Source organism: Actinomycetospora succinea (genome assembly GCF_004363095.1).
Taxonomy (GTDB): domain Bacteria; phylum Actinomycetota; class Actinomycetes; order Mycobacteriales; family Pseudonocardiaceae; genus Actinomycetospora; species Actinomycetospora succinea.
This window is the reverse complement of record NZ_SNYO01000002.1, coordinates 722,267-742,756: the sequence shown is the minus strand read 5'-3', so window position 1 is coordinate 742,756 and position 20,490 is coordinate 722,267. Positions and strand designations below refer to the sequence as shown.

The window sequence follows — 20,490 nt, the reverse complement described above, 5'->3', positions numbered from 1 at the left end:
TCGACGGACGGGAGAGCGCACGGATGGCGAGCGGACGCACGGTGCGGGAGGCCTCGCTCGAGGTGTTCCGGGCCCACGGCATGACGACCGTCTTCGGCAACCCGGGCTCCACCGAGCTCCCCATGCTCTCCGAGCTCCCCGACGACTTCCGCTACGTGCTCGGCCTGCAGGAGGCCGCCGTGGTGGGCATGGCCGACGGCTACGCCCAGGCCACCGGGCGTCCCGCGCTGGCCAACCTGCACACCGCGCCCGGCGTCGGCAACGCGGTCGGGGCGCTGGTGAACGCGGCCGCCAACGGGGCGCCGCTCGTGGTCACCGCCGGACAGCAGGTCCGGCCCATGCTCAACCTCGAGGCGCTGCTCACCAACCCGGACGCGACGACGCTGCCGCGCCCCGCGGTGAAGCTCTCCCTCGAGCCGGCCCGCCCGCAGGACGTCCCGGCCGTGCTCGCCCGGGCGATCCATGCGGCGACCACCCCGCCCTGGGGCCCGGTGTTCGTGTCGATCCCGATGGACGACTGGTACGCCGAGCTCGACCCGACCACCGAGGCGACCGACCTCGTCGCCGCCCGCCGCGTCCACCAGCGCGCGGCGCCGGACCCGGCCGGGCTCGACGCGATCGCCGAGGCCCTGGACGCCGCGACGGCGCCGGCCCTGGTCGTCGGCGGTGACGTCGACGCCACCGGCGGCTTCCACGACGCGGTCGCGCTCGCCGAGCGCACGGGCGCGGCGGTGTTCGCCCCGCCCGTCGAGGGCCGCGTCGGTTTCCCGACCGACCACCCGCAGTTCCAGGGCGCGCTGCCGATGGCGATCGCCCCGCTCGCGCAGGCGCTCGAGCCGTTCGACGTCGTCCTCGTGGTCGGGGCGGCGGTGTTCCGCTACTACCCCTACGTGCCCGGCCCGTTCCTGCCCGAGGGCACGCGGCTGCTGCACGTCACCGCCGACGCCGACCAGGCCGCCCGCGCCCCGATGGGCGACGCGGTCGTCGCCGACCCGACGCTGACCCTGCGGGCGCTGCTCGGGCGCGTCGGCCCCGGCCCGTCCGACCGGGCGGCGGCGCCGCGACGGGCGGCGCTCGACGCGCCCCGCACCGCCGGCGAGGGACTGCTCACGGCGGAGGAGGTCTTCGCGACGCTCGCTCAGGAGTGGCCGGACGACGCGGTGCTGGTCACCGAGGCGCCCTCGCACCGCGGCACCCAGCAGGCGCGGCTGCCGATCACGCGGCCGGGCAGCTCGTACTTCACGGCCTCCGGCGGGCTCGGGTTCGGGCTCCCCGCGGCCGTCGGGGTGGGGCTCGCGGAACCCGAGCGCCCGGTGCTCGCCGTGATCGGCGACGGCTCGCTGCAGTACTCCGTGCAGGCGCTCGCGACGGCGGCGTCGCTGCAGGTCCCGGTCACCGTGCTGGTCCTGGACAACCGCGAGTACGCGATCCTCAAGTGGTTCGCGTCGCGCGAGCAGACGCCGAAGGTGCCCGGGCTCGACCTGCCCGCGATCGACCACCTCGCGCTCGCCCAGGCCTACGGCGTGCCGGCCGAGAGCGTCGGCGGCGTCGAGGAGCTGCGCGAGGCCGTGCGGCGCGGGTTCGCCGGGCCGGGGCCGCGGCTGGTGCACGTGCCCGTGCCGTCGGCTTGACCTTGACCTATCTCGAGGTCTGATCGTGGTGTTCGTGACCACCAGCCTCGGAAATCGACAAGAGGACCGTCGGACCCCCGGCGTAGCGTCGCGATGGCGTCCGCCGAAGGGTTCGGCGCGCGGGGGAGGACCACCGGTGACGCAGACCACCACCCTTCCCTCGACCGCCGGGGCCGACGAGGCCGTGCCGGCGGTCGAGGTGACCGATCTGGTCAAGCGCTACGGGCGCAGCACCACCAACGCGGTCGACGGGCTGAGCTTCGCGGTCCGGCGCGGCGAGGTGTTCGGGCTGCTCGGCCCCAACGGCGCGGGCAAGACGACGACGGTCGGCGTCCTCACCACGCGCGTGCGGAAGACGTCGGGGTTGGCGACGGTCGCGGGCATCGACGTCGCCGCCGACCCGGTCGGTGCGCGGGCGGTGCTCGGCGTCGTCCCCCAGCGGCCCAACCTCGACCGCTCGCTCGACGCGCGGGGCAACCTGATCTGGCACGCCGCGTACCACGGGGTGCCGCGCGCGCGGCGCCGCGCGCTCGCCGACGAGCTGCTCGAGCGCATGGGGCTGCTGGAGAAGGCGACGACCAACCCCGACGAGCTCTCCGGGGGCCAGGCCCAGCGCCTGATCATCGCGCGGGGTCTCATGCACGCCCCGCAGGTGCTCTTCCTCGACGAGCCGTCCACGGGGCTCGACCCGCAGGCGCGGCTGTTCGTGCACGACCGGGTCGTCGAGCTCGCGGCCTCGGGCGTCACCGTCGTGCTCACCACCCACGACATGGACGAGGCGGCCAAGCTCGCCGACCGGGTCGGCATCGTCGACCACGGGAAGCTGCTCGCGCTCGACTCGCCGTCCGGGCTGGTCGCGGGCCTGCCGGGGGAGGCCACCATCGACCTCGTGCTCAGCGGGGCGGACGTCGCCGCGGTGCAGGGGCGCATCAAGGAGGTCCGCGGCGTCGCCGGGGTGGAGGACCGCTCCGACGACACGAGCTCCCTGCTGCGGGTGCGCGCCGACGGCGAGGCCGGCGCCGCGCTCGCGCCGGTGCTGGGCGCCGTGGCCGACGCCGGCGCCACGGTGTCCCAGGTCGAGCTCGGCGAGCCGACGCTGGAGGACGTGTTCATCGACCTGACGGGGAGGGGGCTGCGGTGAGCGCACCGACCACCGCCGGTCCGGGCCAGGCCCGCGCGTTCCTCGGCGTGCTCGGCCGCGACATCGCGGTCACCGGCAAGGAGTTCGGCAGCTTCATCAGCCAGGTGCTGATGCAGCCGTTCTTCCTGCTGTTCGTGTTCGGGGTGGTGCTCGGGCAGCTCGGTTACGTGACGCCGGGCTACGCGCAGCTGCTGCTGCCCGGGCTGCTCGCGCTCAACGCGTTCTTCGTCGCCGTGCAGGCCACCGCGATCCCCCTGGTGATCGACTTCTCGTACACCAAGGAGATCGAGGACCGCCTGCTCGCGCCGCTGTCCACGCGTCTGGTCGCCGTCGAGAAGATCGTGTTCGGGGCGTCGCGGGGTCTGTTCGGCTCGCTGGTCATGATCCCGGTCGGCTACATCGTGCTCGACGAGGTCAACTGGGTGCTGTCGGGGCTGCCGTTCGCGGCGCTGCTGCTCGTGCTCGGCTCGCTGTCCGGCGGGGCCGCCGGGCTGGTCCTCGGCACGCTGGTGTCGCCACGGAAGATCAACGTGGTGTTCGCCCTGGTGGTCACGCCGCTGCTGTTCACCGGCTCGACGCAGTTCCCGTTCCTGCAGCTGGAGAACCTGCGCTGGTTCCAGGTGATCTGCGCGCTCAACCCGATCACCTACGTCTCCGAGGGGCTGCGCGGCGCGCTGACGCCCGCCGTGCCCCACCTGGCGGGCTGGGTCTGCCTGCTCGCGCTCGTCGCCTCGTGCCTGATCTTCGGCGCGATCGGCATCCAAGGCTTCCTGCGGCGGGCGCTGGATTGAGCCTCGCGGCGCTGCGGGACCGGCTGGTCGCCGCCGGGGTCCCGGACGTCCTCGAGGGGCTGCCCGACGGTGCCGAGACCGGCCCGCCCGGGTCGCTGCCCGTGCTCGCCCACCTCGACGACGCGCTCGCGCGCGCCGGCGAGGAGGTGGACGCGGAGCTCGCCGACGTGCTGCGTCCGCTGGCGACCGGTGTCCCGTGGGTGCAGACCGCCGCGTACGTCGCCGACCCGCCGGACGCGACGTTCCTCGACCGCTACGCGCACGCGACGCTCGCGCAGGCGCCGGGCGTGGCGCTCGGGCTCCTGCTGCTCGGCCCGGACGTGGGCTACCCGCCGCACCACCACCCCGCCGAGGAGTTCTACCTGCCGACCGCGGCGATCCGGTGGGTGCACGGGCTCGGCGAGGAGCCGGCCCCCGAGCCGGCCGGGACGCTCGTCCACCACGCGCCGTGGCAGCCGCACGGGATGTGGACCGGCGACCGCGCGGCGCTGCTGGTCTACGTCTGGACCGGTGCGGTCGGGACCCCGTCCGCGTTCTGCTGAGGTACGGGGAACGGCGTGTCGGGTAGGCCCCGATCATGCGACACCAGGAGTTCCTCGCGGGCGTGGCCACTCGAGGTGGCTTCACCGACACCGACGACGCCCGCCGCGCCGCCGACGCCGTGCTGGCCACCGTGGCCGCGTACCTGCCCGCCGACGACCGCGACGCGCTCGCCGACGCGCTGCCGAACCTGCTCGAGCAGGAGGCCGGCCTCGACCGCCAGGACGGCGGCAACGGGGCGCCGACCGAGGCCGGGCTCGTCGACGACGTGGCGCGCCGCACCGGGTGGCCCGCCGAGCGCGCCCGCTACGCGCTGACCGCCGTCACCGGGCAGCTGGCGATCTCCGACGGGGACATCGGCGACCGGATCACCCGGGTCCTGCCGCCCTCGCTGCTCGGCGCCGGCCCGACGCTGCCGCCCGACGCCGCGTCCGAGGGCGCGCAGGGCCGTCCGCAGCCGGTCGAGGCCGACGAGCTGGACCGCACGCTGCAGCAGGACCTCACCGCCTGGTCGGGCGACCGCGCCGGCATCCAGCGCACCGTCGAGCTGCCGTCCGAGCACCTCGACCTGCTGCTCGAGCGTCTGCGCGGCGTCGAGCAGGAGACCGGCCGGCGCCTGCGGATCGTCGACCGCACGCCGACCTCGCTGACCGTGCGCGCCCGGACCGAGCGCCAGGAGGTCGTCACGATCGGCGACCTCGACCTCGCCGCCCGCTTCGACGACCTCGTCGCCACCGTCGGCTCGGCCTGACCCCTACGTGCGTGATCTTCTGAGCTATAGCTCAGAAGATCACGCACGTGGCTCAGACCACCGAGAAGCCCGGGGGGAGCGGGGCGCGGCCGGTGAGCGCGTCGAGCAGCGCCCGGCCCCGGCCGATCCGCACCCCGGTGCGCGCGAGCACCGTCGCCACCTGCGTGACCGTGTGCTCGGTGAACGTGACGTCCAGGCCCGTGGCGGCCGAGATGTCGTGGCCGTGCACCACGAGCTCGACGGTGCGCGTCGGCACGTACGACGCGACCCGCAGGCCCCCGGCGATCGAGGAGATCAGCGCGTCCGGGTCGGCGGCGTTCGCGGCCGCCACGGCACGCTCGGCCAGCGCCGCGAACGCCGCAGCCGGGTCGTCGCCCAGCGCCACCCCGGCGTCGCGCCCGCGCTGGGCGACCGCCGCCTGGTCGAGGCCCTCGCCGGTCATCGACGGCAGGAGCGCGTAGTAGCTCTCCGGCGAGTCGATGTCCTCGGTGTCGGCCGGGCGCTCGAGGTAGGTGAGCACGGTGACGAACGCCCGGCTCGTGTGCCCGACGAGCGAGCGCAGGTCCCACTCCCCGAGCCCGGGACCGTCCCACGCGTCGTCCGGTATCCGCCCGACCAGCCCGCTGACCGCCTGCGCCGCCTCGGCGTACCCCTCCAGCATGTGAGCGATCTTCCCGGCTATCGCCGGGAAAATCACTCACGTAGGCAGGGTCAGGCGATCAGCTTGGCGGCCACCTGGGCGAGGCGGGTGCCCTGGACGCGGGCGGCCTGTAGCGCCGCGTCGTCCGGCGCCGCGGACTTCCGCGACACCCACGACGCGCCGTACGGGTTGCCCGAGGACATCAGCGACGGGTCGGCGGCGTAGCCGAGCGGCATCACCAGCGCGCCCCAGTGGTAGAGCACGTTGTTCATCGACAGGATCGTCGCCTCGAGCCCGCCGTGGCCCGTCGAGGCGCTGGTGAACGAGGTCCCGACGAGACCCGCGAGCTTGCCCTGCGCCCACAGGCCGCCCGTGGTGTCGAGGAACGCCTTGAGCTGCTCGGCGCTGTTGCCGAAGCGGGTCGGGCTCCCGAGCGCCAGCCCGTCGGCCCACTCGAGGTCGTCGAGCGAGGCGAGCGTGTCGTACGGGTTGTCCTCGACCCACGCCTTCCAGCGCCGGTTCGCCTCGATCGCCTCCGCCGGGGCGCGCTCGGCGACCGGCCGCACGCGGGTCTCGGCGCCCGCCTCACGAGCGCCCTCGGCCAGCGCCTCGGCGAGCGCGGCCACGTTGCCGGTCGCGGAGTAGAAGACGACGGCGATGCGGGGAGCGCGGTCGCTCACGGGTCCTCCCGGGTCGGTGTGGAGCCCCGATCATGACCCGTCCGGAGGACGCGGGCCGCGCGGGGTGTCGGTGCCGAGTCGGTTCTGATCGCGCGGAACGGCCCGCGAACGCGTCTGACAGGGGAGAATGCGGCCGTGACGACCGGCGAGGTGCGGACGCGACCGGGGACGGCACCCGCCGACGCCCCGGGCTCGCGCGGGCTCGTCGCCCTCTACCGCCGGCTCTCGGGGCTGGTCGCCGCGCCGTCGGTCGACGCCCAGGCCGTCGCGTCGGTGATGGCCGGCGAGCTCGGGGTCCTCGCCGCCGTCGTCGGGCCGGGGCGCGAGGTGCTCGCCGCCGCGGCGCCCGGCATGGGCATCGCCGAGGCGTCGGCCCTCGTGCGCGCCGACGCCCGCAGCGCCGTGTGGCCCCGCACCCTGGAGGTGGCCGCGCTCGCCGGCCGCGCCCTGCGCGTGCCGGGCACCGGGCGCCGGGTGCAGGTCGTCGCGCCCGTGCTGTTCGGCCGCGAGGTGCCCGCGTTCCTGCTCGCCGAGGAGGACACCGGGGCGCGCGACCGCCCCGAGGCCCTCGCCGGCGACGACGTCCTGCTGCTGGTCGCCGAGCACGCCGCGACGGTCGTCGGCGTCATCTCCGGACGCGACCGGGTGCTCGCCACCGCCGCGGGCCAGGTGCGCGGCGACCTCGTCTCCGGGCTGCTGCTCGACCGCGCCCGCGACGCCGACCAGGCCGCCCAGTGGGCCGAGCACGTCGGCTACGACCAGGGCGTCGCCCACCGGGTGGTCGTCGTGTCCCCGGACGACGACGGCGCCTACGGCGCGGGGCCGGCGAGCCTGCTCGGCGAGGCCGAGGAGCACCTGCTCGCCGCCGCCCCGTCGGCGCTGACCGTCGTGCGCGACACCGAGACGGTCGCCGTCGTCCCCGAGACCGACGACCCGGCCACCGTCGGCGCCGCCTGTGCCCGCCGCCTCGCCCGCGGCCGCGTGCCCGACCCGGACGCGCAGTGGCCGGTCACCGTCGCCGTCGGCGGCACCGTCCACGACCCCGGCGAGATCGCCACCTCCTACGACCAGGCCCGCCGCACCCTCGCCGCCGCTCGCCGCCTCCGGCGCAGCGGGCGGGTGCTGCGCTTCGACGACCTCGGCGTGCACCGCCTGCTGCTCCAGATCCCCGACCCCGAGGCCGCCCGCGTCTTCGCCCGCGAGGTGCTCGGCAAGCTCGCGACCGACCGCTCCGAGCGCACCGTCGAGCTGCTGCGCACCCTCGCCCGCTACTTCCGCGAGGACGGCAGCCCGCAGCGCGTCGCCCGCGTGCTCAACGTCCACCCCAACACCGTCGGCTACCGGCTGCGGCGCGCCGAGGAGCTGTCCGGGCTCGACCTCGACGCCTACCGCGACCGGCTCGCCGCCCAGATGGCGCTGGAGATCCTCGGGGAGATGGAGGGGTGAGCGAGTCGTTCACCGAGGCGCTCGGGCGCCGCGTGCTGCTCGGCGACGGCGCGATGGGCACCCTCGCCCGCGCCAGCGGCGGGCTCGTCGAGGGCCACGGCGCCGAGCTGTGCGTGATCGCCCCCGAGCTGGTCTCGGCGCTGCACGAGCGCTACCTCGCGGCCGGCGCCGACGTGCTCCAGACCCACACGTTCGCCGCCTCGCGCCCCCGCCTCGAGCGCCACGGGCTCGCCCGCCGCGTCCGCGAGATCAACCTCGCCGGCGCCCGCCTCGCCGCCGCCGTCCGCGACGCCGCCGGGCGCCCGGCCTGGGTCGCCGGCTCCGTGTCGCCCGCGACGCCCCCGGGGCTCGCCGTCCCGGTCGAGGAGGCGCGCGCGGCGATCGCGATCCGCGAGCAGGTCGAGGCGCTCGTCGAGGGCGGCGTCGACCTCGTCGTGCTCGAGACCTTCAGCCGCGCCGCCGAGCTGCTCGCCGCGATCCGCGCCGTGCAGGACGTCACCGACCTGCCCGTCGTCGCCCAGGCCACCTTCGTCGACGAGGACGGCGAGCTGCTGACCGCCGCGGGGGAATCGCCCGCCGACGTCGTCGCCCGCCTCGTCGACGCGGGTGCCGTCGCCGTCGGCACCAACTGCACGCTCGGCCCGCAGGGGCTGCTCGACGTCGTGCGCCGCATGGGCCCGACCGGCGGGCCGTTCCTGTCCGCGCAGCCGAACGCCGGTCTGCCCCACGTCGTCGCCGACCGCAGCGTGCGCTTCGCCGGCGACGCCGAGCACTTCGCGCGCTACGTGCTGCGCTACGTCGAGGCCGGCGCCCGGCTCGTCGGCGGCTGCTGCGGCACGACGCCCGAGCACACGGCGGCCGCGGCCCGCGCGCTGACCACCCACGACGCCTGGTCCCCGCCCGCCACACCCCGCGACGCCCGCGTCGTCCCCGCGCCGCGCGCGGTCCCCGACCCCACGCCCGCCCCCGACGAGGAGATCGACCAACCGGGTCCGGGGCGCGGGGCCGTGGAGCGCTGGCTGCGCGGCCGCCCGGCGTCGCGGGAGTTCCTCGTCGCCGCCGAGGTCGCGGGCGCCGGGGGTCCCGACGAGCACCTGTCCCGCGCCCGGCGCGCGGTGTCCGGCGGGGCGTCGGTGCTGTGGGTCTCGAGGTCCCGCGCCCGCCGCGCCACCACGAGCACCACCGGCCTCGCGGTGCACCTGCACGACCGCATCGACGTCGACACCGCGCTCACGGTCACCAGCTGGCAGACGAGCCTTCTCGCCCTGCAGGCCGACCTGCTCGGGCTGCACGCGCTCGGCGTCCGGACGCTCGTGTGCGAGACGGGCAACCCGCCGGTGCACGCCGAGCAGGCCGTCGGGGACGGCGTGTGGGAGGTCGACGGGCTCGAGCTGCTGCGCCTGGCCGCCGACCTGAACCGCGGTGTCGACGCCGACGGCGCGGAGCTCGGCACGGCGACCGTGTTCCGGCTCGGCGCCCGTGTCACGCCCGGCGCCGACGACCTCGACCGCGAGGCCGAGCGGGCGGTGGCGAAGGTCGAGGCGGGGGCGGAATTCCTCGTCTCACGGCCGGTGTTCGAGCTCGAGCGGCTGCGGACGGTCCTCGACGCCCTGGACGCGGCGGGCCGGCGGGTGCCGGTGCTCGCGTCGGTGGGGGCGCTGACCGGCTACGCCCAGGCCGAGCACCTGCGCCACGAGGTGCCCGACGTCGTGGTGCCCGACGCCGTGGTCGAGCCGATGCGCCGGGCCGGCGACGGTCCCGACGCGGCGCGCACGGGCCTGTCGCTGGCGGCCGAGCTGGTCGCCGAGGCCGCCGCGCTCGTCGAGGGCGTGGTCGTGCGCTGGCCGGGGTCGGCGGTGCCGGGCCTCGACCCGGCGACCGCCGTGACCCGGCTGCGCGCCGCCGCCAACGGCGTCGACGGCTCGCGCGTCAGGCGCTGACGGCCTCGACCGCGCGCTCGACCGGCTTCGGGGCGGTGTGCAGGACGGGAGCGTGCGACGCGGCGCGCAGGCGGGCGACGGTGGCCCGCAGGTAGGCGACCTCACGCGTCAGCGAGGCGACGGTCTCGCCGTCGAAGTCGTAGGACATCTCGCGGGGCATGACCACGACACCGCAGCAGGGGCACGTCGTCGGGCTCATATCCGGTCACCTCGGGGATCGGTCGGCGCTGGCGGGGGTGGCCCGCTCGCCGTCCAGTCTTCGGGGAGGGACCCCGGACGGGCACTGTGCCCGCCCACAGAGATCACGACGACGCCGTTGTGTCCCGGCACAGCGTCGGCCGCCGGTTCGCCCGGATGGCCGTCCGTCGTGTGTCTCAGGCGCCCTCGACCAGGCGAGCGCGCCACGCGTCGACGTCGGCGTCGGGGACGCCGGCGGCGCGCAGCGGGGCCCGCGGGTCGTCGTCGAGGAGGTCGAGGACCGGCTCGATGTGCTCCGGGGTGACGCCGATGCGGCTCGCCTCGACCGACGGGTCGATCGCCCCCTGGGCGACGAGGCGGTCGCGCAGCGCGGCGCGGTGGGAGTTGGTGGCGGCGAAGTCGGCGGCCACGGTGGCGCGGTCGACGCCGGCCGCCCGGAGCAGGAGCGCGACGGCGACGCCGGTGCGGTCCTTGCCGGCCGCGCAGTGCACGAACAGCGGGCCCGGCCCGTACGCCGCGACGCCGACGAGCTGGGGCAGCCAGACCTCGCCGATCGTCTGGACCAGCAGGAGGTAGAGCTCGCCGGCGTCGAGCTCGCCGGCGCGGCCGCGGGCCTGCTCGGCGGGGGCCAGCGACGAGATCAGCGGCAGGGAGGTGAGCTCCGCGCCGAGCGCGGGCAGCGGGTGCACCGCGGGCAGCTCGGTGGGGTTGCGCAGGTCGATGACGCTGCCGGGCGGCCACGCCAGCCCACCGGGCCCCTGGGTCTCGTCGCCCTCGAGCGGGGCGTCTCCGCGCCAGAGCACGCCCGGGCGCGTGCGGCCGCCGTCGATCGTCGGCATCCCGCCGACGTCGCGCAGGTTGGCCAGGGAGGGGTGGTGGGGGACGACCAGGTCGGGGGTGGACTGATCCGTGCTCGTGGCCGGCACCGCGGGCTCCTTCGTCTGGGACCTCCATGGTCGCCGAACCCGTTCTGCTTCTCCCCCGGTCGTAGCGGATGTCACCTGGACCGCAGGGCAGAGTGGATCCCGTGGCCGACGCCGACAGCCTGGTCCTCCGCGCGCCCCTGCCCTCCGACGAGGCGGTGGCCCGGGCGGCGCAGGCCGCGCTGGTGGCGGACGGGTTCGACTTCGGGCTCCGGCCGGACGGCGAACCGTGGCTCGCCTACCTCGACCGGCTCGACCGCGAGCACCGTGGCGAGGACCTGCCGCCGGGCCGGGTGCCGAGCACGTTCCTCTACGCCGACGTCGGCGGCCGGGTCGTCGGCCGCGCGTCGATCCGGCACACGCTGACCGACACGCTCTGCGTCGAGGGCGGTCACGTCGGCTACGCCGTCCTGCCCGGCGAGCGCCGGCGCGGGTACGGGACGGCGATCCTGCGGCGCAGCCTCGAGGTGCTGCGCGCCCGCGGCGTCGGCCCGGTCCTCGTCACCGTGCGCGAGGACAACCCCGGGTCGGTGGAGGTCGTGCGCCGGTGCGGCGGGGTCCTCGACGCGGGGTGGCCGTCGTCGCGGCCCTCCGGCGACCACGTCGCCGCGACGCTGCGGTTCTGGATCCCGCCGAGCTGAGGCCCGACCCGTGTCCCGCGGACACGGGTCGGCGCCAACTCGCTCGACACCCCCACGACGCTGGGGTCGTGGGCTGGACGGTCACCGACGACGTGGAGGTGTTCCGGCGCGCCACGGCGCCGTACCTGCGGGCGCACCGTGTCGCGTGCACGGTCGTCCTGTCGATCGTGCACACGCTGCGGGTGCGCGGCGCCGCGGCGGACGACGGGCCGCCGGAACTGGCCTGGTGGAGCGGCGACGAGGGCGCGGTGATCGTGCGGACCCCGCCGCACCGGCCGGTCGCGTCGGCAATGTCGCCGGCGGCCGCGGCGGCCTGGGCCGCGACCGCCCCGCGCCCCGAGCGTGTGCTGGGGCCCGCCGACGTCGTCGAGCACCTCGCGCGGGCCTGGGCCGCGACCGTCGAGGTCGTCGTGGCCGAACGGCTGCACCGCCTCGAGCGGCTCCGCCCGCCCGCCGACCCGCCGCCCACGCGACCGGGCACCGCGGACGACGCGGACCTGCTCTGGGCGTGGCTGCTGGAGTTCCACCACGAGGCGACGCCGGACGACCCGATGCCGCCGCGGGCCGCGGTCGACGCGGCCGCCGCCGAGGGGCGGATCGTCGTCGCGCTCGCCGACGGCGAGCCGGTGGCCTACGCCTCGGCGTCGCCGGTGATGCTGGGGACCGCCCGGATCGGCCCGGTCTACACGCGTCCCGCGCACCGGGGGCGTGGCCACGGCGCGGCGGTCACCGCGGGGGCCGTGCGCCACGCGCTCGAGAGCGGCGCCGAGGAGGTCCTGCTGTTCACCGACCTCGACAACCCGACGAGCAACGCGCTCTACGCGCGGCTCGGGTTCGTCGGCGTCACCGACATCGTCGACGCGCGGTTGGTGCCGGCGACACCCACAGCGCGGAAGAACGTGTAGCTGAAGGTCCCGCCGGGCTCGGTGGTGCGCAGGAGGTCGCGCACGCCGGCGTCGAAGCGCTCGGGGGTGATCAGCCCGGCGGCGACGGCGGGCTCGCGCACCCCGGCGACCATGGCCGTGAAGGTCCGGCGCACGAGGCTGTCGGCGAGGTCGGGGCGCCCGGCGTGGGCATGGGCGGTGCGCGGCACGACGGCGACGTCGTCGAACCCGGCCCCGGCGAGCAGCGGGTGCAGGCGCCGGCCGATCCCGGCGTCGCCGCCCGCCTGGCGCTGGAGCACCTCCTGGCACCGGATCACCGCGCGGGCGTCGGCGCTGTCGGGGTGGAACGCGGTCGCGCCGTGGTCGCCCTCGACGACCGTGATCGTCCCGCCGGGGCGCAGCACCCCGCGCAGCGCCAGCAGCGCCTCCTCGGGCCGCGGCAGGTGCTCGAGCAGGAAGAACACGACGACGTGGTCGACGGGGCCGGGCGGGTCGTGCACGTCGCCCTGCCGCACGTCCACGCGGTCGGCGATCCCGGCGGCCTCGACGCGGGCGCGGGTGGCGGTGACCTGGCCCGGCTCGCGGTCGATCGCCGTGAACCGCGCGCCCGGACTGCGCGCCGCGAGCACGACCGTCTGCGCGCCGACGCCGCAGCCGGGCTCGAGGACGTGGGCGCCGTCGGGGAACGCGACGCCGTCGTGGAGCAGGTCGGCGAGCGTGGCCGCCTGGTCGGACAGCCGCGTCGCTTCGGTCTCGTGGTAGCCGTGGACGTAGGACCCGACCATGGTCATCTCCCGGATCACGGTGGACAGGACGTCGTCGCCGGGCGCGGCGAGGACCTCGGCGAGCCGGTCGCGGACCGTCCGCCGGCGCCGGAGGTCGGCGTCGACCCCGGCGAGGTGGGCCCGCAGGGTCGCGGCGGGGTCGGGGTCGGAGCCGTCGAGCAGGGCCGCCACCTGGTCGAGCCGCAGGCCCAGCGCCCGCAGCGTGATCGCCCGGTGCAGCCGGACGACGTCGGCGGCCGAGTAGAGACGGTGGCCCGCGGGCGTCCGTGACGGCGTGACCACCCCGCGCTCGTCCCAGTGCCGCAGCACGCGCACCGACAGCCCGGTGGCCTCCGCGAGCTCACCGACCGTCCGTCCGGCTGTCATGGCGGGAACGCTAGGGCCTCACATCGTGGGAGGGGCAACCGTCATCTCAGGGTTGACGAATACCCGGATCGTCAACCTATGGTGGACGCATGGCAGACGCCCAGGTCCGTCTCGACGACCTCATCAACGCGATCACGTCGGTCCACTCCGACACCCTCGAACAGCTCCAGGACGCCGTGCTCGCAGCCGAGCACCTCGGCGAGGTGGCCGACCACCTCATCGGCCACTTCGTCGACCAGGCGCGCCGGTCCGGCGCGTCGTGGACCGACATCGGCAAGCGCATGGGCGTCACCAAGCAGGCCGCCCAGAAGCGCTTCGTGCCCAAGGGCTCCGGCGAGGAGATCGACTTCCAGGAGGGGTTCGGTCGCTTCACCCCGCGCGCCCGCAACGTGGTCGTGAAGGCGCAGGAGGAGGCGCGCTCCGCCGGCAACGCCGAGATCACCCCGGTGCACCTCGCGCTCGGCCTGCTGCACGAGCCCGAGTCGCTGGCCGTCCTGACGATGAAGGAGCTCGAGGTCTCGCCCGAGACGGTGCGCCGCACGCTCGTCGAGCAGCTGCCGGCCCGCTCCGACGAGATCGGCGCGCTCATCCCGTTCGACGGCGCGGCCAAGAAGGCGCTCGAGCTGACGTTCCGCCAGGCCCTGCGCCTCGGCCACAACTACGTCGGCACCGAGCACATCCTGCTGGCGCTGCTCGAGCAGGAGGACGGTTCCGGCACGCTGACCGGCCTCGGCCTGGGGCGCGACGCCGTCGAGAGCCACGTCGTGCGGACGCTCTCGATGCTCTCCGGCGTCCCGCAGGACCCTCAGACGCCGTAGACCCGGCTCGGCGTCACCAGCACCGCGGCGCGGCGCTCCCGCGCCATCGTCGCGTCGTACTCGATCCAGTCGTCATGCGTCCCGCCGGCGGCCTGGAAGATCTCCCGCAGCAGCGCGGGGACGTCGTCGATCCCGGTCAGCGCGTCGTCGGGCCCGGCGATCTCGGTGGAGCCCTCGACGGTGGTCCAGCGCCAGCCGGCCCGCACCGTGATCGTCGTCCACGGCCGGACGCGCAGGTGGGCGAGCTTCGCCGACCCGCCCGCCGCCACCAGCGCCACGATCGGCGTGCCGTGCACCGGGTGGTCCATCACGCCGGCGTTGACGACGCTCGACTGGATCGACCCGTCCGCGCGGGCCGTCGAGACGACGACCAGGAAGTGCTCGCCCGCCGCGCGCTCGCGGAAGCTGTCGAGGTCCATGCCGCGAGCCTGGCACGGCCTCAGTCCAGGGCGAACCCGAACGGCAGCTCGAGGCGGTGAGCGGCGAGGAAGTCCGCGTCGGCGAGCAGGTCGCGGGTCGGGCCGTCGGCGACGACCACGCCGCCGTCGATCACCACCGAGCGCGGGCAGAGCTGCAGGGCGTACGGCAGGTCGTGGGTGACCATGAGCATCGTCCGGTCCAGGCCGAGCAGCACGTCGGCGAGCTCGCGGCGGGCGACCGGGTCGAGATGGGTCGACGGCTCGTCCAGCACGAGGATCTCGGGGTCGCAGGCGAGCACGGTCGCGAGCGCCGCCCGCCGGCGCTGGCCGCCGGAGAGGTGCATGGGGGAGCGGTCGGCGAGCTCGGCGACCCCGACGGCGTCGAGCGCCTCCTTCACCCGCAGCGACAGCTCCGGCTCGGTGACCCCGAAGTTCGCGGGCCCGAACGCGACGTCGTCGGCGACCGTCGGCATGAACAGCTGGTCGTCCGGGTCCTGGAAGACGATCCCGACCCGCCGGCGGATCTCCTGGACGTTCTCCCGGGTGACCTCCAGCCCGCCGACCTCGACGCGGCCGGCGCCGGCCCGGTGCACGCCGTTGAGGTGCAGCACGAGCGTCGTCTTGCCCGCCCCGTTCGGCCCCAGCAGGGCGACGCGCTCCCCGCGCTCGATGCGCAGGTCGACACCGAACAGGGCCTGGTGGCCGTCGGGGTAGGCGAACGCCAGGCCTTCGACGTCCAGCGAGGCGGTCACGCCACCCAGTATCCGGACACCGCCAGCAGCGCCGCGACCACGGCCGGGACCAGCGCGAGCGACCAGGTGGCCGTCGACGCCGACGCCGTGGTGAACGCGGGCATGGCGCCGGTGTAGCCGCGGGACAGCATCGCGAGGTGCACCCGCTCGCCCCGCTCGTAGGACCGCAGGAACAGCGCGCCGACCGAGCGCACGGTCGCGCCGAGCTGCCAGACGAAACGCGGGTCGTGGCCCCGCGAGACCCGGGCCAGGCGCATCCGCCGCGCCTCGGCGGCGATGACCTCGAGGTAGCGCAGCATCAGCGTCGCGATCACGCAGACCATCGACGGCACCCGCAGCCGCGAGAGCCCGGAGACGAGGTCGCGCAGCGGGGTGGTGGCCGCGAGCGTCACCGACACCAGCACGCCGAGCGTGCCCTTGACCAGGATGTTCCAGCCCGCGAGCAGGCCGTCGACGGCCAGCGACATCCCCATCCACTCGACCCGCGGGCCGGTGGCGAAGAACGGCAGGAGCACCGCGAGCACGACGAACGGCGCCTCGATCAGCGCGCGCGTCGCGAGCCAGCCCGGCGGGATGCGGGCGGCGACCCAGACACCGACGAGCAGCAGGAACTGCAGGCCGAACACGGCGAACGCCTCGCGCGGCGTCGCCACCACCGCGAGCACGAACAGGAACGCGACGACGATCTTCACGTGCGCCGGGAGCCGGTGGACGACCGAGTCCCCGGCGCGGTAGAGCGGGTGGGCGTGTCCGGCGGCCACTACTCCACCCGGCTCGGCGTCTCGTCGCGCGAGGATCGGCGCCGCAGCAGCCAGAACAGCCCGCCGGCGATCACCAGCGTCGCCAGCACCCCGATGACCCCGGCGACGCCCGTGCTGCCCTCGCTGCCGCCGACGGTGTAGTCGGCGAGCGGGCTGTTCGCGGTCGCGTGCTCGCCCGCGTTCTGCGCGATGCACTCGCCGCCCGCCGGCTCGCCGGACTCGTCGAGCTGGCAGCCGGTCCGGGTCACGGCGTCGAGGCCGTCGGGGCTGCTGCTCGCGGCGTAGGAGACGACGCCGGCCAGCAGCAGGGCGACGACGAGGAAGCCGGCGTAGAAGGCGATGGGCAGCTTCTTCATGCCCGGGCTCCCTTGATCTCCAGCGACGGCGCGGCGGTCCGCGTCAGGTAGACGAGGTCGGGGCGCACGGCGGCGACGGCGCCGACGGTGAGCGCGGTGATGATCCCCTCGCCGATCCCGATCAGCGCGTGGAAGCCGGTCATCAGCCCGAACACGGTGCCGAGCGCGAGGCCCTGGCCGCCGATCGCGTACTCGAGGACGAAGCCGAGCGACGCGACGACCGTGTTCACCCAGGCCGCGACGAACGCCGTGGCGATCAGCCCGCCGCGGCTGCGGACGGCCAGCTTCCGCATCGCGACCGCGACCCCGTAGCCGACGAACGTGCCGATCAGCGCCATGTTCGTGATGTTCGTGCCGAGCGCGGACAGCCCGCCGTCGGCGAAGAGCAGGGCCTGGAGCAGCAGCACGATCGACACGCAGAGGGCGCCGACGTACGGGCCGACGAGGATCGCGCAGAGCGCGCCGCCGAGCAGGTGCCCGCTGACCCCGGGCAGGATCGGGAAGTTCAGCATCTGGACGGCGAACACGAACGCCGCGACGAGCCCGGCCATCGGGGCCGTGCGGTCGTCGAGGTCGCGGCGCGCCTTGGCGACGCACACGGCGAGGCCGAGGACCGCGACGACGCCGAAGATCACCGAGGTCGGCGCGTTCACGATCCCGTCGCTCATGTGCATGGCGACGAGGTCGGTACTCGGGTCCACGAGTCACCCCCGCGTGGTGGTCATGTCCCCCCGGACGAGGGGGACGCCACTGCAGTGTGTCGCAGGTGAAGCGCTGTCGCACTAGTCCTGCGACAACCTGAACCTGGCCGAAAAGAGGGTGTGGCCGGGGCGCTGTCGTGGTCGCCCGATTCCGGCCATGCTCGCTGCATGGCGGAGCAGCGGACGACGTGCGCGGTCGTGGGCGGCGGGCCGGCGGGGATCGTGCTGGGCCTGGTGCTCGCGCGGGCCGGCGTCGAGGTCACGGTGCTGGAGAAGCACGGCGACTTCCTGCGCGACTTCCGCGGCGACACCGTCCACCCGTCGACGATGACGCTCATCGACGACCTGGGGCTCTGGGACCGGTTCACCACGCTGCCGTGGAAGCCGATCGAGTCGGTGCGCGTGGTGCTCGACGTGGGGCCGGCGCAGATCGGGGACCTGACGCGTCTCGGGCGCCTCCCCGGCCGTGCTGCCGTGCCGCACCCGTTCGTCGCGATGGTCCCGCAGTGGCACCTGCTCGACATGCTCGCCGCGGCGGGCGAGGAGGAGCCGACGTTCACGCTGATCCGGAACGCCGAGGTCACCGACCTGGTGCGCCGCGGGGGTCGCGTGACGGGGGTTCGCTGGGGTGACGGGAACGAGCTCGCCGCCGACGTCGTCGTCGCCTGCGACGGCCGCGACTCCCGCGTCCGCGAGCTGTCCGGCCTGCCGCAGCGCGACTACGCCGTGCCGATGGACGTGTGGTGGTTCCGGCTGACCCGCCGGACACGCAGCGCAGCGGAGCTGGACCATGGAGAGAGCGAGGCCGACGACCCGGCCGGCGGGCTCGGCCGCCTCACCGACGACGGCCGCATGATCATCATGTTGGACCGTGGCGACCACTACCAGGTCGCCTACCTCATCGCCCGCGGCACGGACGCCGAGGCCCGGCGCGGCCCGGTGCAGGCGCTGCGCGACGAGCTGCGCCACGCCATGCCCTGGCTCGGCGACCGCGTCGACGGGCTCGCGACCTGGGAGGACGTGAAGCTGCTGCGGGTCACGCTGAACCGGCTGCGGCGCTGGTCGGCGCCGGGCCTGCTGTGCATCGGCGACGCGGCGCACGCGATGTCCCCGGTCGGCGGGGTCGGCATCAACCTCGCCGTGCAGGACGCCGTCGCCACCGCGCGGATCCTGGGGTCGGTGCTCGCCGCCGCGGACCCGGATCCCGCCGCCGTCGACCGCGCCGCGGAGCGGGTGCAGCGCCGGCGGTGGTTCCCGACGGTGGCGACGCAGACCGCGCAGCGCATCGCGCACCGCGTGGTGGTGCGGAACGTCCTGCGCGGCGGCGGGCTGGGCGTCGGGCGGATGCCGGTACCCGTGCGGCTGCTGCAGCGGGTGCCGGCGCTCCAGGTCGTGCCCGCCTACCTCGTCGGGATCGGTTTCCGCCCCGAACGCGCGCCCGGGTGGGCGCGCCGGGCTCAGGACGCGAGCGCGAAGAACTCGAGCGCGTTCCCGTCGGGGTCGGTGAACGACAGCGCCCAGCCGTAGTCGGCCTCGACGACGCCGCTGTGCGTGACGCCGATCTGGTCGAGGTGCGTCTGCCACGCGGCGACCGCCGGCCGGTCGGCGCACGCGAAGCCGACGTGGTCGAGGCCCGGCGCGACGACGTCGAACCGGTCGCCCGAGCGCGCGGCGTCGTGCGCGGTGAGCCCGAACAGCTGCCCGCCGGCCAGCGCGAACACTTTCCGCTCGAACGGGCCGTCGGACAGCGTCATCGCCGGCTCGACGCCGAAGAGCCGCTCGTACCAGGGCTGGCTCGTCGCCAGGTCGGTCACCGACAGCGCGACGTGGGAGATCGAGGGGAGCTCGGGCACGCGCCCACGTTAGTCCGCTCGGACGCCGAATCGCCGGGGCCCGCGCAGGACCGTCGCGACGCGCGGCACGAACCGTCCCGACGGCCGCAGGCGGGGCAGCCGCTGCGCGAGCATCTCCAGCGCCACCTCGCCCTCCATCCGCGCCAGGGAGGCGCCGAGGCAGTAGTGCGCGCCGCCGGAGAACGCGAGGTGCGTGGTCGTCTGCTCGCGGCGCGGGTCGAAGCGGTCCGGGTCGGCGTGCGCCGCCGGGTCGCGGCCCGCGCTCGCGAGCAGCACGAGCACGCCGGTGTCGCGGCGCAGCGTGCGACCACCCAGCTCGACGTCCTCGTGCGCGAACCGTGCCGTGAGCTGCACGGGCGGATCGAAGCGGAGCGTCTCCTCGATCACGGACGCGGCGAGGCCGGGGTCGGCGACGAGGTCGTCCCACGTCCCGCTGCTGTGCAGCGCGCGCACGGCGTTGCCGACGAGGTTGGTCGTGGTCTCGAACCCGGCGATCAGCAGGAGCTGGGCCAGCGAGACGAGCTCGTCGAGGGTCAGCGTCTCCTCGTCGAGCGCGTGCACGAGCTGGGAGATCACGTCGTCGCCGGGGTCGGCGCGGCGGCGCTCGACGAGGTCGGCGAACAGCAGTCGCAGGTCGGCCGTGGCCCGCGACAGCGCGTGGGCGTGGCGCACCGAGCGGACGCCGTCCAGCGCCGCGCCGACGACGCGGCCCCACGCGGCGAAGCGGGGGGTGTCGACGTCGGGGATGGCGAGCAGCTCGGAGATGACGCTGATCGGCAGCGGCGCGGCGAGCGTGCTGACCAGGTCGAAGGGCTCGTCGCGCGGCGCGGCGTCGAGCAGGCGCCCGGTGACGGTGCGGGCGGTCTCGCGGTACTGCTCGAGGCGGCGCGGCGCGAACGTCGGCTGGGCGAGGCGCCGCAGCCGCGTGTGGTCGGGCGCGTCGAGGCCGAGCAGCGAGAGGTCGATGGGCTCGAGGAGGGCGGCCTCGGGGTCGGTCGGGTCCCCGCCCGTGCTCGCGTCGTCGGTCGGGTCGAACGGCATCCGGCCGTCGGCGAGCCGGACCCCGAAGCGGCGGTCGCGCAGCACCGCGGTGCACGCCTCGTGGGTGGCGACCGCGCGGATGCCCGTGCGGCTGCGGGCCACGCCACCCTCGGCCGCGGCGTCGGCGCGGACCCGCGCGTAGGTGGGGTACGGATCGAGGCGCCACGGCCGGTGCATGAGCCGGGCCACGGCGTCGCCGCGCAGGGCCAGCGCGAGCCCGCCGGCGCGCATGACGGCGATGCGGGTGCCGAGGCGGAGGTCCGACCGCCAGCGCGGCAGCGGGCTCGGCGCGGTCCGGGGGTCCGCCTGCTGCGTCGTCACATACTCAGAGTATGACGGTGCGGCGCGTCACGCCTCCCTGCGCTGGACCGGACGTCACGCGGCGCGGAGGGTGGAGTGACCGGTCCCGGACGGCGATGTCCGATCCCGTGG

At 75.7% G+C, this 20,490-nt stretch carries 23 protein-coding genes; 11 read left to right on the top strand and 12 right to left on the bottom strand.

Going from position 1 to position 20,490, the window contains the following annotated elements:
* Nucleotides 1-23 precede the first annotated feature (23 nt).
* The 5 genes from mdlC to EV188_RS09935 all read left to right on the top strand — a co-directional run bounded on the left by mdlC (nucleotide 24) and on the right by EV188_RS09935 (nucleotide 4,854).
* Nucleotides 24-1,631 carry a benzoylformate decarboxylase gene (mdlC, locus tag EV188_RS09955; RefSeq protein ID WP_133826050.1) on the top strand — a complete coding sequence of 536 codons (1,608 nt, stop codon included), beginning with the start codon at nucleotides 24-26 and terminating at the stop codon, nucleotides 1,629-1,631.
* Nucleotides 1,632-1,767: 136 nt separating this feature from the next.
* A complete protein-coding gene (locus tag EV188_RS09950; RefSeq protein WP_243741581.1) occupies nucleotides 1,768-2,772 on the top strand; it encodes an ABC transporter ATP-binding protein in 1,005 nt (334 codons plus the stop codon).
* On the top strand, nucleotides 2,769-3,563 hold the full coding sequence (locus EV188_RS09945; RefSeq protein ID WP_133826049.1) for an ABC transporter permease: 795 nt from the start codon (nucleotides 2,769-2,771) through the stop codon (nucleotides 3,561-3,563). Before EV188_RS09950 ends, EV188_RS09945 begins: the two co-directional genes overlap by 4 nt.
* The gene (locus tag EV188_RS09940) at nucleotides 3,560-4,105 is read left to right on the top strand and encodes a dimethylsulfonioproprionate lyase family protein (RefSeq protein ID WP_166659804.1); all 546 of its coding nucleotides are present in this window, start codon (nucleotides 3,560-3,562) and stop codon (nucleotides 4,103-4,105) included. Before EV188_RS09945 ends, EV188_RS09940 begins: the two co-directional genes overlap by 4 nt.
* A 35-nt stretch (nucleotides 4,106-4,140) precedes the next feature.
* Nucleotides 4,141-4,854, top strand: a complete 714-nt coding sequence (locus EV188_RS09935) for a DUF2267 domain-containing protein (protein ID WP_133826047.1) — start codon at nucleotides 4,141-4,143, stop codon at nucleotides 4,852-4,854.
* 52 nt (nucleotides 4,855-4,906) lie between these two features.
* Here EV188_RS09935 and EV188_RS09930 read toward each other — a convergent pair whose 3' ends face one another.
* Together EV188_RS09930 and wrbA are read right to left on the bottom strand one after the other, a co-directional pair.
* A complete protein-coding gene (locus EV188_RS09930; protein ID WP_133826046.1) occupies nucleotides 4,907-5,515 on the bottom strand; it encodes a maleylpyruvate isomerase N-terminal domain-containing protein in 609 nt (202 codons plus the stop codon).
* 50 nt (nucleotides 5,516-5,565) lie between these two features.
* Nucleotides 5,566-6,174: an NAD(P)H:quinone oxidoreductase gene (wrbA, locus tag EV188_RS09925; RefSeq protein WP_133826045.1), complete on the bottom strand. Its 609-nt coding sequence runs from the start codon at nucleotides 6,172-6,174 to the stop codon at nucleotides 5,566-5,568.
* 135 nt (nucleotides 6,175-6,309) lie between these two features.
* Between wrbA and EV188_RS09920 the strand changes: the two genes are divergently transcribed.
* A complete protein-coding gene (locus EV188_RS09920; RefSeq protein ID WP_133826044.1) occupies nucleotides 6,310-7,620 on the top strand; it encodes a PucR family transcriptional regulator in 1,311 nt (436 codons plus the stop codon).
* Nucleotides 7,617-9,560, top strand: a complete 1,944-nt coding sequence (locus EV188_RS09915) for a homocysteine S-methyltransferase family protein (protein ID WP_133826043.1) — start codon at nucleotides 7,617-7,619, stop codon at nucleotides 9,558-9,560. The genes EV188_RS09920 and EV188_RS09915 overlap by 4 nt, the downstream gene beginning before the upstream one ends.
* On the opposite strand, the gene EV188_RS09910 is transcribed toward EV188_RS09915, so the two are convergent.
* Together EV188_RS09910 and EV188_RS09905 are read right to left on the bottom strand one after the other, a co-directional pair.
* Entirely contained in the window at nucleotides 9,550-9,759 is a 210-nt protein-coding gene (locus tag EV188_RS09910) for a hypothetical protein (protein WP_133826042.1), read from the bottom strand. The genes EV188_RS09915 and EV188_RS09910 overlap by 11 nt on opposite strands.
* A gap of 175 nt (nucleotides 9,760-9,934) precedes the next feature.
* Nucleotides 9,935-10,684: a tyrosine-protein phosphatase gene (locus tag EV188_RS09905; RefSeq protein WP_133826041.1), complete on the bottom strand. Its 750-nt coding sequence runs from the start codon at nucleotides 10,682-10,684 to the stop codon at nucleotides 9,935-9,937.
* A 101-nt stretch (nucleotides 10,685-10,785) separates the two neighbouring features.
* Here EV188_RS09905 and EV188_RS09900 point away from each other — a divergent pair, with 101 nt between their 5' ends.
* On the top strand, nucleotides 10,786-11,322 hold the full coding sequence (locus tag EV188_RS09900; protein ID WP_243741580.1) for a GNAT family N-acetyltransferase: 537 nt from the start codon (nucleotides 10,786-10,788) through the stop codon (nucleotides 11,320-11,322).
* A gap of 68 nt (nucleotides 11,323-11,390) precedes the next feature.
* Nucleotides 11,391-12,227 carry a GNAT family N-acetyltransferase gene (locus EV188_RS09895; RefSeq protein ID WP_133826039.1) on the top strand — a complete coding sequence of 279 codons (837 nt, stop codon included), beginning with the start codon at nucleotides 11,391-11,393 and terminating at the stop codon, nucleotides 12,225-12,227.
* On the opposite strand, the gene EV188_RS09890 is transcribed toward EV188_RS09895, so the two are convergent.
* Nucleotides 12,140-13,357 carry a MerR family transcriptional regulator gene (locus tag EV188_RS09890; RefSeq protein WP_133826038.1) on the bottom strand — a complete coding sequence of 406 codons (1,218 nt, stop codon included), beginning with the start codon at nucleotides 13,355-13,357 and terminating at the stop codon, nucleotides 12,140-12,142. The genes EV188_RS09895 and EV188_RS09890 overlap by 88 nt on opposite strands.
* Before the next feature lie 89 nt (nucleotides 13,358-13,446).
* Here EV188_RS09890 and EV188_RS09885 point away from each other — a divergent pair, with 89 nt between their 5' ends.
* Nucleotides 13,447-14,175 carry a Clp protease N-terminal domain-containing protein gene (locus EV188_RS09885; protein ID WP_133826037.1) on the top strand — a complete coding sequence of 243 codons (729 nt, stop codon included), beginning with the start codon at nucleotides 13,447-13,449 and terminating at the stop codon, nucleotides 14,173-14,175.
* On the opposite strand, the gene EV188_RS09880 is transcribed toward EV188_RS09885, so the two are convergent.
* Genes EV188_RS09880 through EV188_RS09860 form a run of 5 tightly spaced genes read right to left on the bottom strand, consistent with a single transcriptional unit; the run spans nucleotide 14,163 to nucleotide 17,137 of the window.
* On the bottom strand, nucleotides 14,163-14,594 hold the full coding sequence (locus EV188_RS09880; RefSeq protein WP_133826036.1) for a pyridoxamine 5'-phosphate oxidase family protein: 432 nt from the start codon (nucleotides 14,592-14,594) through the stop codon (nucleotides 14,163-14,165). The genes EV188_RS09885 and EV188_RS09880 overlap by 13 nt on opposite strands.
* A 20-nt stretch (nucleotides 14,595-14,614) precedes the next feature.
* Complete coding sequence (locus tag EV188_RS09875; RefSeq protein WP_133826035.1) at nucleotides 14,615-15,346, bottom strand: energy-coupling factor ABC transporter ATP-binding protein; 732 nt, start codon at nucleotides 15,344-15,346, stop codon at nucleotides 14,615-14,617.
* On the bottom strand, nucleotides 15,343-16,107 hold the full coding sequence (cbiQ, locus tag EV188_RS09870; RefSeq protein ID WP_133826034.1) for a cobalt ECF transporter T component CbiQ: 765 nt from the start codon (nucleotides 16,105-16,107) through the stop codon (nucleotides 15,343-15,345). The genes EV188_RS09875 and cbiQ overlap by 4 nt, the downstream gene beginning before the upstream one ends.
* Nucleotides 16,107-16,463 carry a PDGLE domain-containing protein gene (locus EV188_RS09865; protein ID WP_133826033.1) on the bottom strand — a complete coding sequence of 119 codons (357 nt, stop codon included), beginning with the start codon at nucleotides 16,461-16,463 and terminating at the stop codon, nucleotides 16,107-16,109. Before EV188_RS09865 ends, cbiQ begins: the two co-directional genes overlap by 1 nt.
* Nucleotides 16,460-17,137 (bottom strand): energy-coupling factor ABC transporter permease, encoded by a 678-nt coding sequence (locus EV188_RS09860; protein WP_133826356.1) that lies wholly within the window; start codon nucleotides 17,135-17,137, stop codon nucleotides 16,460-16,462. The genes EV188_RS09865 and EV188_RS09860 overlap by 4 nt, the downstream gene beginning before the upstream one ends.
* 195 nt (nucleotides 17,138-17,332) lie before the next feature.
* Between EV188_RS09860 and EV188_RS09855 the strand changes: the two genes are divergently transcribed.
* A complete protein-coding gene (locus EV188_RS09855; RefSeq protein ID WP_133826032.1) occupies nucleotides 17,333-18,691 on the top strand; it encodes an FAD-dependent oxidoreductase in 1,359 nt (452 codons plus the stop codon).
* On the opposite strand, the gene EV188_RS09850 is transcribed toward EV188_RS09855, so the two are convergent.
* A complete protein-coding gene (locus EV188_RS09850) occupies nucleotides 18,622-19,017 on the bottom strand; it encodes a VOC family protein (RefSeq protein WP_166659803.1) in 396 nt (131 codons plus the stop codon). The genes EV188_RS09855 and EV188_RS09850 overlap by 70 nt on opposite strands.
* A gap of 9 nt (nucleotides 19,018-19,026) precedes the next feature.
* Complete coding sequence (locus EV188_RS09845) at nucleotides 19,027-20,379, bottom strand: cytochrome P450 (protein ID WP_243741579.1); 1,353 nt, start codon at nucleotides 20,377-20,379, stop codon at nucleotides 19,027-19,029.
* Between the last annotated feature and the right edge of the window lie 111 nt (nucleotides 20,380-20,490).